This window comes from Williamsia sp. R60, from assembly GCF_054063855.1.
In genome coordinates, this window is record NZ_JBSSGR010000004.1 from 621,668 (window position 1) to 634,708 (window position 13,041).

Consider the following 13,041-nt stretch of genomic DNA (forward strand, 5'->3'; position numbering starts at 1 on the left):
TCAGTTGGGTAGCCGGCGTAGTGCACGCCGGGCAATCGACCAGCGCAGCACCTCCGTCGGCCCCTCGTAGATCCGAAATGCCCTGGCCTCCACCAGAAACCTGGCCACGAGATGGTCCTCGCAGACGCCGAGCCCGCCGTGCAGCTGGACAGCACGATCGAGGATCCGCCACACCGCTTCTGCCACAAACGCTTTGGCCACCGACGCGGCGTGGCGTGCGTCAGAGGCAGCGGGCCCTTGAGCATCGATCACTTCCGCCGCCCGCCGGATCAGCCCCTGGCTCGCCGCAATGTCGACTTCGGTGTCCGCGATCATTGCCTGTGCAAAGCCGCTCTCCGCAATCGGTGATCCGAATGAGGTCCTTGTGGTCACATGTCGGCAGGCCAGGTGATGGGCCCGGATCGCGACGCCCAGCCAATTGACGCAGAAGATGACACGGGAGGGAGCAAGTCGGGCCTGCGCGTAGACCATCGCGCTGCCCACCTCACCGAGGCGCGCATCATCACCGACCTCGCAGTCGGCGAACCGAACAATGCAGTGTCCGCCGGGTACACATCGGTCGAGCGTGGTCATCCGTTCCACGACCTCGACACCGGGGTTGTCGGCATCGACGATGAACATCGTGGCGCCGTGCGCAGTGTCGGCAATACAGATGAAAAACGCCGCACCATCGGCTCCGGTGGTGAAGTGCTTGTCTCCGTTGATGATCCATCCGGTCGGCGTCTGTAGCGCAGAAGTCATGAGCATCGACGGATCAGAGCCTGCGCCGGGCGCAGGTTCTGTCATCGCAATCGACGATCGAACCGTGCCGGACGCCAGGGGAGCGAGGTACTGCTTCTTCTGCTCCGGTGTTCCGGCGTGCTCCAAGAGATGGATGTTGCCGTCGTCCGGTGCCGAGCAGTTCACCGAGATCGGACCGAGGAGGCTGGTGCCCGCCACCTCCATCACGTCGATCAGTTCAGTCAAACTCAGATCCAACCCACCATGTTCACGCGAGGACAGCGGGCCGAAAACTCCTGCAGCTCGCGCTTTTTCCTGGAGGTCGAGACGCATGTCGTCGGTTACCCGCAGGTTGTTGCGGATGACGTCGATCTCGACCGGGATCACTTCGTCCGTGATGAACGTCTGCATCCGCGCCTTCAGTGACGCTGGTGCCTGTGGTGGCGTCGTGGTGGCGGTCATCGAAGCACTCCGTCCTTCGGAACGGGCCAGAACTGTCAGGACCCGCTCGTGGCTGCCTCGTACCGAGGCGGTCTGGAGTCAGTTTCTCCGAGCAGACGAGCCGGAGCGATGGCGATAGGGAGCGTCGATTGCGCGAGTGAGACGTACCGGCCGCGAGTACACCGGCCCGGGACGTGCCGCGCTTTTAGAAGCGGTGAGGGCGCGCCTCACGTTCAGCTCGAAGAACGGCAGTGTCTACCACCGTGCCGCCGCATAGTCGGCGGTCAGCCGGCTCGCCGCCGGCATCGGTGGACGTTCCGCGGGCTCGTCTGCCCACGCACGAAAACTCTGGCTATCTGCTGTCTCGAGGAGCAGTGACTGGGAGTCTGGAGGTCTAAGTCACGCAGGCTGGAACAGCTCGACCAGATTGCCTGAGGGGTCAGAGACAAGAATTTGCTGGCCTCCTGGGCCGCTCACGATGTCACTGCGAAATGGGACGTCGGCAGCTCGAAGTCTGTCGATTTCCGCGGCCAGATCTTCGACGATCAGATGGATCCGGTTCCAGCCGCCCGCGGTAGGCACTGCACCGTCCGGCTGGGTGCGCGCGCCGGAGCTCGTCGGTCCGGAGAGCAACAGACGCAGTGGACCTCGAACCACATCGGCGAATGCAGGAGCTGCGCTGTAACGCAGAGTGAAGCCGAAGTGTTCTGTATAGAAGGCGATCGCAGCATCCACGTCAGTGACGATGTATCGCACATTTGCGAGACTCGGATCGATAGATGTCATCACAACGCCTCTCCGGTAGAACGGGTCTTCCGCCATCGGGATTTTAGCGGACGTGCACCGTCGATTTGCCGGCCCATCGGTCATGTCGCCTGAGGACCACCGGCCGATGACCTGAAAACCTGACGTCGACCCCACTGCCATCCTCGGTGCGGCGGTTATGCGTAGGGTTTGCGCAGACCGACCGCACAGTCAGCACTGACCGTTACTGTGGCCGAATGCACTGTGTGGTGGTGGGCGGAGGACTGGCGGGGCTGGCTTCGACGGTGTGGCTCGTCGAGGCGGGTCACCAAGTCACGTTGCTGGAGCGGCGCGGATCTCTTGGTGGACGGACTATCGCGATGCCGGTCGCCGCCGTCGACGATGTGCCCGACAACGGGCAACACGTGTTCGCCAGTGGCTATCAGCATCTGATGCGTTACCTCGACAGTGTGGGGACGCGGGACCACGTCGAGTTCCCGGGCCACATGACGATACGGATGCCAGGCGGCGGAAGCCGCGTGTCTGCGTTCGGCGGGTTGCCCGGACTTCGCGCTGCGCTGGGCGACCTGCCGGGCGTCACCGGGTTGGATCGGCTTCGCACCGCACGGGCACAGGTGACACTGATTCGCCAAGCCCTGCGGCAGCCGACCTGGCTGGACGACATCACAGCAGACGAGTGGTTTCGTAGGATCGGTATGCCACAGAAGGCCCGTGACGCCCTCTGGGATGGCATCGTGATCGGTCTGACCGGCGACAAGCCCGAGATCTCGTCGGCGAAGGTGCCCGCTGATCTACTCGTGACCGGCTTCAGGCGTGCGCGTGAATCGAAGACACCGATCTCCATCGGCTATCCCACAGTCGATCTCGACACATTGTTCGTTGACGGAGCGGAGAAGATCTTCGCGGACAAAGGGGTGCAGGTCCGGCATCGAGCCGTGGTGGCTGCCGTTGATGTGTCCGACGGCGTTGTCGCCGGCGTGACGCTCGCCGATGGCGAGCGCATCGCTGCGGACGCAGTCATCTGCGCGGTACCTGTGTGGAGCGTGAAGGGGTTGCTCGATCAGGTTCCCGGTCACGAGAAGATCTGCGAAGCAATCGAACAGTTGACGCCCGTACCGATCGTCAGCGTCAATCTCTACTTGGACCGATCCATCGGCATGACCGACTGGGGCGAGATCCTTTACGGCGGAACAGGTGTGCTCGAGCAAGTCTGGGATCGACAGCGGATGCATGAGCGCGACCCATCACGTCATCATCTGTACTCGACAACCGTCTCAGCGGCTTACGAGCTCATCAAGAAATCGAACGACGAGATCACCCGGATACAGATGGACATGCTCCGTCGGTTTTACCCCGAGGCCAGTGATGCCCAGGTGTCCACAGTCACGTGGTGCGCATGCCGCGATCGACGTTCGCCCAGCGGCCAGGCACGGCCGGCATCAGGCCCGACCAGCGAACCAGTGTTCGCGGGTTGGCACTCGCGGGGGACTGGACTCGGACGGACTGGACAACCACCATGGAGGGCGCCTGCCAGAGCGCAGCCCGTGCAGTTCGCGTCATCTTGGACGACGCGAGGCGAGGATTCACTACCGAGGCGTCGGGCTCTTGAGGAACACCGCACTCGTGACGTTTTCCGGAGCGGGACCCCGCTCGATCACCATGGTCGCGTTATTCGCACACATGTGCGAATATGGTCACGATGAACGCACGCGGAAAGACCGGACTGAGTACCGATGACCTGGCATCGCTGACCACGGCGCTGGATGCCGGCAAGCGGGCCACCGTTTATCTCCGTGATCCGATGCCGTCGCTTGATCTGCCCGCGGGAGCATCAGCGCGTGTGATATCCGTCGATGGGTCAACGGTGACAGTGCGGCCGAAAGGTGTCGACGACCAATTGCCATTCGAGGCCGACGAACTACTGAAGACCCGGACGGCAGCAACACCAACACCAGCGCGCCCGCGGCCGGTCAAGGCGACACCCTCACCATCAGCACCATCAGGTGCGTCGTCCGCACCGAAACCCATTGCGCCGGAAACAAAGCCGACATCTGAACCTGCGAAACCAACATCGATGGAACCGAAACCCGCGCCGCCAAAACCGGCGCGACGCCCTAAACCTGCCACCGCAGTGAGTGTCACCATCACGTCGGTTGGCGACACCGCGTGGACGGTGTCGTTGGCACACGGAACCAAGAAGCAGGGCAAGGCCACCGAGGTCACCTCAGACCGGGTGGCGCGAGCGATGCAAATGCTCGGTGACGACGCCGCAATCCAAGCCGTCAATGCAGTGATCGAGTCGGCACGGGCAGCGGCCCAGAAAAGGATTGACGAGTTGAGCCAGGAGCTCGAAGCAGCGAAAGCCACGCTCGCACATCTCGAGGTACAGGCTGAGGGCTCTGGCGACGAGTAGCTCGGCCCGTCGCACCCTAGTGTTTCGTCACATGTGACGAAATGAGCAGGGGGGTGGGTGTCACCCAGTGTGCCGCCAGGACCGTGCCGCCTCGGCGAGCACACACGCGTTGTCGGGACACGCAGCCTTGGGCGGCTGCGTCGCCACAGAATATTGGGCAGTTCGCACGGCCAACGAGATTCCCAAGACTCGGCCAAACGAATTCAGCACGCCGCGGCGGTTCGTATCGAGCCTGGGCTGTAAACCGTGAGCGCGAGTTCGAAGCGAAGCCAGGTCGTAGGCGCGCCGTGGCGCACAGGTTCGTGCGTGCAGCAAACCGACGTCACGATCGGTCTGAAGCGGTCTTACACCAACGCCGATAAGAAACATTATGTCAAGTAAACTCGCGCACTCAGAGCCGACAGGCCGGCCACTCTACCCGCGGCCAGTTGCGGCCGCGTCTGGCAGGCTTGACCCATTGCCAATTTTGGGTTGGCTTGACGGCCACTGGAGTCGCTTCGATTAGTGAATCCACTGCCAGGTCGGCATCGGTGAGGTCGACGCTCGCACGACACGAACTCGAGAGCGAGGATAGTTTCAATGGATCAGCATTCCGCCCCGGTTGGAACCGACGACGTGTACGCGGCTCTGCCAAGGGCGTTGGAACTGGCGACCGAATACCTGCAGGGACTGCCACACCGGCCGGTCGATGCGAGTACGAGCCATGACGAGGTCGTCGACGCACTGAGCGGGCCGTTGCCCGACCAAGGTACGAATGCGGTCGCGGTAGTCGAGCGATTGGCCGCCACTCTCGGTCCGGCAACCATTGCGTGCGCCGGCCCTCGCTACTTCGGCCTCGTCGTCGGAGGAACGCTACCCGCGGCCCTGGCTGCCGACTGGCTGGTATCGACCTGGGACCAGACCGCGTACAGCCGGATGTCGTCGCCGGCCGGCGCTGCGATCGATGCCGTCACCGAGCGCTGGGTTCTCGACGCTCTTGGGTTGCCCACGCGCGCGGCGGTCGGGTTCGTCACCGGAGCCACGGCGGGAAACGTCGTTGGGTTGCTTTCCGCACGGCACGTTCTCTTGGCGCGGCAAGGTTGGGACGTTGAGGCCGATGGGCTCGCCCAGGCGCCCCGTGTTCGCGTACTCGTGGGCGACGAGGTCCATCCCTCCGTACTGCAGGCGTTGCAGATGATCGGTCTTGGATCGCGCCGCGTCGAGCGCGTGGCGGTCGACGCACAAGGAGCGATGAGAGCCGACGCGCTCGCCGCCGCGCTCGCCGCCGACTCCGACCCCGCCATCGTGTGCGCGCAGGTCGGCAACGTGAACTCCGGAGCGTGCGACCCAATGTCAGAGATCGTCGCGGCGACCCACAAGCACGGCGGCTGGGTTCACGTCGACGGCGCATTCGGACTTTGGGCTAGCGCATCGCCGCGACTGTCGGCACTCGTCCGAGGTGTCGAGTTGGCCGATTCGTGGTCGACCGACGCACACAAGTGGCTCAACGTCCCCTACGACTGCGGCCTGGCCATTGTCGCCGACCCCCAAGCTGCTCGCTCCGCACTAGGTGCCAACACCAGCTATCTGCCCACGAGTAGCGAGCGCGAGCCCGGCGTCCTGGTGCCCGAGATGTCCCGGCGTGCACGCGCGGTACCTGTCTACGCAGCGCTCGCCTCGCTAGGCAGGCTGGGGTTGCGACAACTGATCGAACGCTGCTGCGAGCATGCCCGCCGCCTGGCCGAGACGATGCAAGCCACCGACGGCTTCTCCGTATGCAACGACGTGGTGCTCAACCAGGTCCTGATCCGTGCTGACGACAGCGACGAGCGCACCTGGCGTGTGGCAGAACTCGTGCGCCGCAGCGGAGAGGCGTGGGTCGCGGGAACCGAATGGCACGGTCGAGCGGCGATACGCGTGTCCTTCTCCAATTGGACGACAGCGGATAACGACCTCGACCGTCTCGCTGAAGCGCTGCGGCAATCGCTGGCGGCGGCGCGTAAGGCTCAACAGGCGTAAGGCCAAGGCTGCGGCTCAGCGGCGCCGCCAGCAGGGGACGGCATTCCTGGACGTTTGCGCAGAGAAGCGCCAAGTCTGAACTTGATCGTGTTTTCTCCGGCGGTCTCGGGTTCGTCGTCGTCGATGTTCCCCGGTGCGGATTTCGCGTGGCTCCCGCTGTCGAGTCCCGGTCTCGTGTCGATCCCCCTGGCCTTTGTCCTGGGCGTCGTCGGCACGTTCGTCGGCCGAGGCAACCCAGAGGACCCGTGTATGCAGGCCGAGATAGAGGATCATCGGCGAACCCAAATCGACTGCGCCGCAATGAAGCAACCGCTAACAATGATTATGTCAAGTACCACTTCGTATTTAACAGATGACCTCATGATCGAGGTCCCTACTGTCGTTCGGCGTTCTGTTCGCATCGGGTCTGCTCTCATAACCGAGCGAATACGACAATGCTCGATGTAGTGTTCGCCAAATGGAGACCTCTATCCCCCGGGACGTGCTCGCAGATTTCGGGGCCGCACTGTCTGACCCGGTGCGGGCAGAAATACTGTTGGCACTCCGATTTGGACCCAGTAACCCAAGCGAGCTTGCGCGGCGGCTCAGCGTTACCCGCCAATCCGTGACCAAACATCTCGCCCGCCTCAGCCAATCCGGCGTCGTCGTTGCCAGCTCCCACAGTGGTCAGCACCAGCACGCACTGGCCGATCCACACTTCGGGCGTCTGTTGAACGATTTGGCCGACATGATGGTCGCAGTGAGGCCCCCCGACACCCAGGTATAGCTGGACGGTTCGACACAGTCCAATAGCGCCGTCCTCACAGACGGCGGCGATCGCGCCGTCGAACCGTCTCCGCGAAGCGTCGAGCTGCTTGCACGTCATTGTCATCTGGGCGGCCCTTGTTCAGTCCGCCAATCAGTTTGAACGGTCCCCATGTATCGACACCCCGGCACGTAAAGGAATCCACAACCTCGAACCCACGACTCTCGAGATTGCTCCCCAGCCGTTGCGTGTACCGACGAAAAGGCGGCTCCGGCATTCCGCTGGTACCAAACACGAATGCCTCACGGCCAGTCATGTCCGAAAGTTCTTGAATGCAGCGCAGTAGCCGCTCGTCGAAGCCCATCCAGTAGATCCCCGAGCCAAACCCGACTCGATCGGCTTCGCGAAGGACGGCAGGAGATGCTTCTTCGGGAGCCAGCACGCGGGCACCTAGTACCTCGCCGATGGCGTCGGCAATTCGACGGGTGTTGAGATGCTCCGACCGAGATGATGTCACCAATACGGTTTTCACGAGACAACCTTCCTGTTGTGGAGCTTGCGGATATCTCTATAGACCGTGGCGACAGGTGATTCGTGACAGCAGATGGGAACGACGGCCGGCACGTAAGTGTCCGGAACAAACCGAAGGGTCAGGCTTCCACGACTATGGAACTGCAAGAACATCGGCGGCGCTGTTCTCAACTATATTGTGGCTCAACGTATTACATATGCAACCTGCAATATTTCAAGCCGTCCCGACGACGGGCTGAGCAGGCCGCTCTATTGTGCCGCCCCGTATTTGCTGACCTCGCCGATCTACCGCCCGTCATGATCGTGATCGGCACCGAAGACATCCTCCTTGACGACAACTTGGTTTTGGCAACAAGGCTCGCAGCCGCCGGCGTCGAGGTCGATCTACGCGTCTACCCTGCGTCACCACATGCCTTCAGCGGACACGCGACCTCGATGGCTCGGGCGGCTTTGAACGACATCGACGAATGGTTGCGCGATCGCCTCGGTGTGCTCGGCTGAGCGCCGCCGCGGAAGCAGCTGAGCGCGCCTAAAAAGTTCTGCCGTACTGGGAATTTCGCCAACTCAGTGACGGACACGCCGTTCAGGATTTCTGCGCGAACGGCGAGGCCGGACGATCGGAGCACTCAACCCAAGCCGTGGCGACGTCGGCGGTTTTCGCTGGCGATGCGCTTCGGTCGGGCGTTCTAGAATTTTCGTGAAGTTGGGGTGTTCGGCGATATGTTGGGCTGCGCGCCTCCAGCTTGGCACGCGCGCGTTCGCACTGTTCCACACCCCGAACACCGCTTCGCTGGCCCACGTTTCGGCAAGTGGTATCACCGTGGCATGAACACCGCTGTCGCGGAATCTGGTCATCGTCTGACCGCCAGTCCATACCGTAACCGTCCAGAAAGCTCCATCGGCGCTCACGCGTAGACGCCCACCCAGAAACCCCTGGCTACGGCGGGCCTGCACGGCAATCACCAGGCTGGCCCAGACAAACCTTGGCACATCCCGCAGACGACCGATTTTCATCCGAGTAGCAACTACGACTGGCATCTAGCCCCCAAAAGTCCGAATCGTATGGCTCGGAGCGTACTGCGCGTCGTCCGCAGAGGACAGGGTGTTAACCGATTCCGGAGTTTGGTTCGACAACCGCACATGGCGCTGGACGATGCGAAGCCTCATCGAGAGCGTTGAGTACAAATGCTGCGACCCGGCGTGTTGCCGCAAGGCCTCGGTGCGCTGTTCGGTCGATCGCGCACCCATCTTGGACCACGATGTTGTGCACTGCTGTGCCTGCGGGCCCCGGCGTCAAGCCCGCCGTGTACGGAATCACGAGCTCGTCGTATTTCGTCGCGATGTTCGTGTATTTCACGCCTGACACGTAGGGCGAGCCATCGGCATTCAGTGTCGTGATGAAGTCAGATCCCTCTACTGCCTGCAAACAGGCCGGGCACAACGGAATCGAGAGCTCACCTGATAGTCCGAGCTGTTCCTGCATCTCCTGGAGATAGTCGTCCCCCGCGGGCCCAGCAGTGCCGTTCCAGAGCGCGCCAAGGGCGACCAGGTTGGAAGCAATGTCTTTGCCTCCCAGGAACTTCGCGTAATATCCCGACACCAAGCTTCCCTGCGAATGGGAGATGATGTCGACTTCCGAAGCCTGTGTTGACGTGCGAACGCGTTCGACGAATGCCGAGAGTTCGGCGGCATCGTCTTCCAAGGGATCAAGAGCACCTATTGCGGACAGAGGCCAGGGCGCATTGTCGATTTGGCCATACGTCAACCCGTAGACGCAGTAGCCCTCGTTCTTCAGCAGCGGACCGTACACTCCCCAATTGACCTGCTGGCTCGCAAATCCTCCGTGTACCAACACCACAGGTCGCGGGTGCGCCGGGCTTGGCCGGCACGACCAATCGTTGGTACCGGGCAATGAGCCGTTCGGGTTGGTCAACTCGGCGACGATCCCCGTGTTGAAGTCGTAGCTGACTGGCAGCGGCGCGGCGGTAGCCGTAGCGGGCGACGTAGCGACAAAGCAGATTGCCAACATCAAAATAGCAACCAAGCGTAGACGTTTCATCATCAACCCCCTAGTGCGCGACGAATACGACGCATCGTCCACACACAGATCCCCGAATTTCGTCGAATGCTACTGGCTGTGCAGTGCCTTGGGGTCCATATCGACGGCTTTGGTCGCGAGCAGCTCCGCTAACCGTGTGGGCTCCTTTGGATGAGCGCCGATAGTTGTTCTGTCGCGTAGCCCGGTGGGCACTGATGGCGTCGACACGCAGTTCGGTTGGTCCCGCAGGGATCGCGCTATTCGCCGACGGCGTCGCGCCTGCTCAACATCATGATTGCCAGCCGCCAGTCGAAGCCGACTGCGGCGTCTTGTTCGATGGCGGCTGTCAGCCGGTCGGTGAACAACTCGTGCTCGATCGCCGCGCGGTCCTCGTGCGGTATGGCCGCAAGCAAAGACGGGCCGAACGACACCCGAATGGCCTCGGCAACGTCGCGGGCGTACTGCCCACGGTCGGCGTCCAGGTTCTGCTCGGCGATCGGATCACCAAGGACTACCTCTTCGAAATGGTCAAGCGTGAATGCGGCGTGCGGGAACGGCGCATGCCACTCGGCTGTGGTGCGGTACCACGCCGGGATGGGGGTGATCGACGTCGTGGACAGACGTCCTGTTTCGGCCATGTCGCCGGCGACCCGCCTGAGTGTTGCCCCGCTGTTGCCGGCCGCATCAGCCGACCCGACCACGATGATGAGACGTGCACCCGGCAACAACTCACGACCTCTGGCGTCGAGAAACCGGGCCCAGTCATCGCCCGCTTGCCGGGCCCATCGGTCACGCTGGGACTGCGTCCCGTCGGTGTACCACATGCCGTCGAGCGGCCCCGGAGCTGCGCTGAGCCAATGCAGCGCAATCGAACTCCACCCCAGAGAAACAGATCGGGGCGGAAGTACCTGTTGGTAAAACGACCGCCCGACCGCGCTGGTGTAGACGGCGGTATCAGCGTAGGTGCCCGGATCGTCTGCGACAGTGGCAAACAACGAGCTGAAATCGTTCAGCGGGAGGTCGGTGTGGACCACACTGATCGGCGTATCCGCCGGGCGAACGCGGCGCATTTCCTCGATCGCGGCGCGCATGGGGGCCAAGGAATTGCGTCCCTCTGAACATCCATAATCCGCGATCGTCAGCGATCCGTCGGAGGTCGGTGGCACTACCGCGGCTGCCTGGCGAAGCAGCGGTAAGGCGCGTGCCGCAGCACTCAACTGCGCCGTCGAGTGCTCGTTGTACTGCCCGCCGCCCGCCATCGCTTCTGGTTGCGTCATGAGTAATTTCTCCATCGATCGGCGGGCTCCGATTTCTGCTCGCTCCTCCTTACCTCCGAACTCCGGATGTCAGGCGGCGAATCGCGAAACCTGAACCCGGTCGCCGGCCCACTGCGAGTCCGATGAGTTTCGGTCCTTGTGGTGGTCTAACTCGCATGGGCAAACTCACTTACGGCATGAATATCTCAGTGGACGGCTACATCGCCGACCGGAACGGCGATATCGGGTGGAGCGACCCGGATGCCGAACTGCACCAGTACTGGAACGACCAGGTCCGCAACACGGCGGTGTCGTTGTACGGGCGAAAGCTGTACGAGCTGATGGCCGCCCACTGGCCGACCGCCGACGAGGCCCCCGACGTGTCGCCGGTGGAGGCCGAGTACGCCCGGCTGTGGCGTGCGATGCCGAAGGTGGTGTTCTCGAACACCCTCGGATCGGTTGGCTGGAACTCACGACTGGAGCGGGGCGATGTCGTCGACTTTGCCACCAGACTCAAGGCCGACACCGACGGGGTGATCGATGTTGCCGGTGCCACGCTTGCCGCGCCGCTGGTTCGGGCCGGTCTCGTTGACGAGTTCCACATGGTGGTCACCCCCGCCGCGGTGGGCGGCGGGCTGCCGTTCTTTCCAGCCTTGGACAGCTGGATCTCGTTGGAGCTGAACGAGAACCGTACGTTTCCGTCCGGCGCGGTGCTCCTCCGGTATACAGCCAAGAAGTAGGAGCCGGTCACGCCAGTGCGTCACTGCGTGTGGAGACGTGGGACTGCCGATCCCCCAGCCACCGCCCGGCCCGCCTCAACGAACACCGCGAGATGACTCTCACAAGAGAGTCAGGCCGCGTTGTCGTCAACCAGCGTCAGTGTCCGTAGGTATAGCGGAGACCGGCGTTGATGAGCTCCCCGATGCGTTGACACATGTGCCGGAACAGTGGGTCATCTGGAGCGGGCCGCTCGACCAGCAGAGTCCACCGAAGTGCCGTCTCGCTGCCGCTTCCCGTCAGGTCGAACTCGATATTTGCGTCGGGTCGCTTCACCCAGATCGATGACCACACAACAAGTGTCGGGCGCTGGGTGGCAAGAATGCGCGGTGGCGTCTCGTCGTCGAGCAGATGCAACCACGGCCGCTGGGGAGCGCGGCCTGGATCGGCCAGGTCCTCGAACACCACCCACGGCGGGGGCGGCTGAGTGCGCTGCCGAGTCGCGACCGCTTGCATACACGAACCGTACGAGACCGGATGCCGGCAGTCCACCAACTACCCGCTGCGTTCTCGTCGCGATGACGCGTCGGCAAATTGGGATGCAACAACCGCTGAGAAACCGGTACGGTGTTTCGGTGTTCCGTCGAGTCGAAGCAGGTACTGGCGCCGCGCGCGCCTCTATGAGATGACTGCGCCCCGCAGCCGACCGTGATGGTCGGCAGCTCAGTCATGTCCTGGCCCCGATGTTTCGGGGAATCGACTCACCGCGTCCCGGACGCGGTCTCACTGCAGGTCTCCGATAGGCGACCTGCACGGATGGATCCACCATGAAACCTCTTACCCATCAGCAGATCATCGACTCATTTCGCGGCGCGACGCGCAGCGAGATCAAGCGAGTCACGCTCCCGGCCGACTTCGACAACACCGATTTCGATGCGCTCGACTTCTACGGATGGCGGGATCGCAAGATCCCCCGTCGTGGCTACATCTGCGTCCCACATCAGGGCGACGTCATCACCTTGCTGTTGACGCAGGCTGAAGCCGTCCCCAAGCGACGGGCCATGTGTACATGGTGTCGCGACGTCAATCTGAGGAGCGCAGCGGTCATGTTCTCCACGCGCCGGATGGGTTCTGCTGGGCGCCGCGGCGACACGATCGGTGTCCTTGCCTGCGAGGACTTCAGCTGTTCACGCAACGTCCGCCGGCTCCCACCCGCCTTCCACCGGCAGACCGATCTCGACGCGATACGGGCCGAGGCGGTGGCAGGGCTGCGCGTTCGCGTCGAGGCCTTCGTGGCCAACGTGCTGTCGTCAGCAGACGCCTGACGTCGCGCCGCGGCGCCGGCGAGAGATGCCGGCGCCGCGGCGTTCACTGCTCCCAATACGCAACATTGACGCGAGGTTTCACTCAGACCTAC

General features: G+C 62.9%; 13 protein-coding genes and 1 pseudogene. 8 read left to right on the top strand and 6 right to left on the bottom strand.

The features are described from left to right. Both ACVWY6_RS21810 and ACVWY6_RS21815 read right to left on the bottom strand, forming a co-directional pair. Positions 1–1,182 carry an acyl-CoA dehydrogenase family protein gene (locus ACVWY6_RS21810; protein WP_457540872.1) on the bottom strand — a complete coding sequence of 394 codons (1,182 nt, stop codon included), beginning with the start codon at positions 1,180–1,182 and terminating at the stop codon, positions 1–3. A 378-nt stretch (positions 1,183–1,560) separates the two neighbouring features. Beyond that, positions 1,561–1,947 (bottom strand): VOC family protein, encoded by a 387-nt coding sequence (locus ACVWY6_RS21815; RefSeq protein ID WP_023959116.1) that lies wholly within the window; start codon positions 1,945–1,947, stop codon positions 1,561–1,563. 215 nt (positions 1,948–2,162) lie between these two features. On the opposite strand from ACVWY6_RS21815, the gene ACVWY6_RS21820 reads away from it, so the two are divergent. The 5 genes and pseudogenes from ACVWY6_RS21820 to ACVWY6_RS21840 all read left to right on the top strand — a co-directional run bounded on the left by ACVWY6_RS21820 (position 2,163) and on the right by ACVWY6_RS21840 (position 7,103). Next, entirely contained in the window at positions 2,163–3,629 is a 1,467-nt protein-coding gene (locus tag ACVWY6_RS21820; protein WP_457540874.1) for a hydroxysqualene dehydroxylase, read from the top strand. Then, entirely contained in the window at positions 3,617–4,339 is a 723-nt protein-coding gene (locus ACVWY6_RS21825) for a DUF6319 family protein (protein WP_457540876.1), read from the top strand. The genes ACVWY6_RS21820 and ACVWY6_RS21825 overlap by 13 nt, the downstream gene beginning before the upstream one ends. Positions 4,340–4,918: 579 nt before the next feature. Beyond that, a complete protein-coding gene (locus tag ACVWY6_RS21830; protein WP_457540878.1) occupies positions 4,919–6,337 on the top strand; it encodes a pyridoxal phosphate-dependent decarboxylase family protein in 1,419 nt (472 codons plus the stop codon). Between the two features lie 75 nt (positions 6,338–6,412). Next, a pseudogene (locus ACVWY6_RS21835) lies at positions 6,413–6,604 on the top strand (cation acetate symporter); the annotation flags it as partial. 190 nt (positions 6,605–6,794) lie between these two features. Then, positions 6,795–7,103, top strand: a complete 309-nt coding sequence (locus tag ACVWY6_RS21840) for an ArsR/SmtB family transcription factor (RefSeq protein ID WP_457540880.1) — start codon at positions 6,795–6,797, stop codon at positions 7,101–7,103. A 34-nt stretch (positions 7,104–7,137) separates the two neighbouring features. Here ACVWY6_RS21840 and ACVWY6_RS21845 read toward each other — a convergent pair whose 3' ends face one another. Further along, a complete protein-coding gene (locus ACVWY6_RS21845) occupies positions 7,138–7,614 on the bottom strand; it encodes a flavodoxin family protein (protein WP_457540882.1) in 477 nt (158 codons plus the stop codon). Between the two features lie 134 nt (positions 7,615–7,748). Here ACVWY6_RS21845 and ACVWY6_RS21850 point away from each other — a divergent pair, with 134 nt between their 5' ends. After that, complete coding sequence (locus tag ACVWY6_RS21850; protein ID WP_457540884.1) at positions 7,749–8,114, top strand: alpha/beta hydrolase; 366 nt, start codon at positions 7,749–7,751, stop codon at positions 8,112–8,114. A 604-nt stretch (positions 8,115–8,718) separates the two neighbouring features. Here the strand turns inward: ACVWY6_RS21850 and ACVWY6_RS21855 are convergent. Both ACVWY6_RS21855 and ACVWY6_RS21860 read right to left on the bottom strand, forming a co-directional pair. Further along, positions 8,719–9,672, bottom strand: a complete 954-nt coding sequence (locus tag ACVWY6_RS21855) for an esterase/lipase family protein (RefSeq protein WP_457541189.1) — start codon at positions 9,670–9,672, stop codon at positions 8,719–8,721. A 236-nt stretch (positions 9,673–9,908) separates the two neighbouring features. Next, entirely contained in the window at positions 9,909–10,928 is a 1,020-nt protein-coding gene (locus ACVWY6_RS21860; protein ID WP_457540886.1) for a hypothetical protein, read from the bottom strand. Positions 10,929–11,083: 155 nt separating this feature from the next. Between ACVWY6_RS21860 and ACVWY6_RS21865 the strand changes: the two genes are divergently transcribed. Next, on the top strand, positions 11,084–11,647 hold the full coding sequence (locus ACVWY6_RS21865) for a dihydrofolate reductase family protein (protein ID WP_457540888.1): 564 nt from the start codon (positions 11,084–11,086) through the stop codon (positions 11,645–11,647). Between the two features lie 136 nt (positions 11,648–11,783). Here ACVWY6_RS21865 and ACVWY6_RS21870 read toward each other — a convergent pair whose 3' ends face one another. Next, the gene (locus ACVWY6_RS21870; RefSeq protein ID WP_457540890.1) at positions 11,784–12,140 is read right to left on the bottom strand and encodes a hypothetical protein; all 357 of its coding nucleotides are present in this window, start codon (positions 12,138–12,140) and stop codon (positions 11,784–11,786) included. Positions 12,141–12,451: 311 nt separating this feature from the next. On the opposite strand from ACVWY6_RS21870, the gene ACVWY6_RS21875 reads away from it, so the two are divergent. Beyond that, a complete protein-coding gene (locus ACVWY6_RS21875; RefSeq protein WP_457540892.1) occupies positions 12,452–12,949 on the top strand; it encodes an FBP domain-containing protein in 498 nt (165 codons plus the stop codon). Positions 12,950–13,041: the final 92 nt, after the last annotated feature.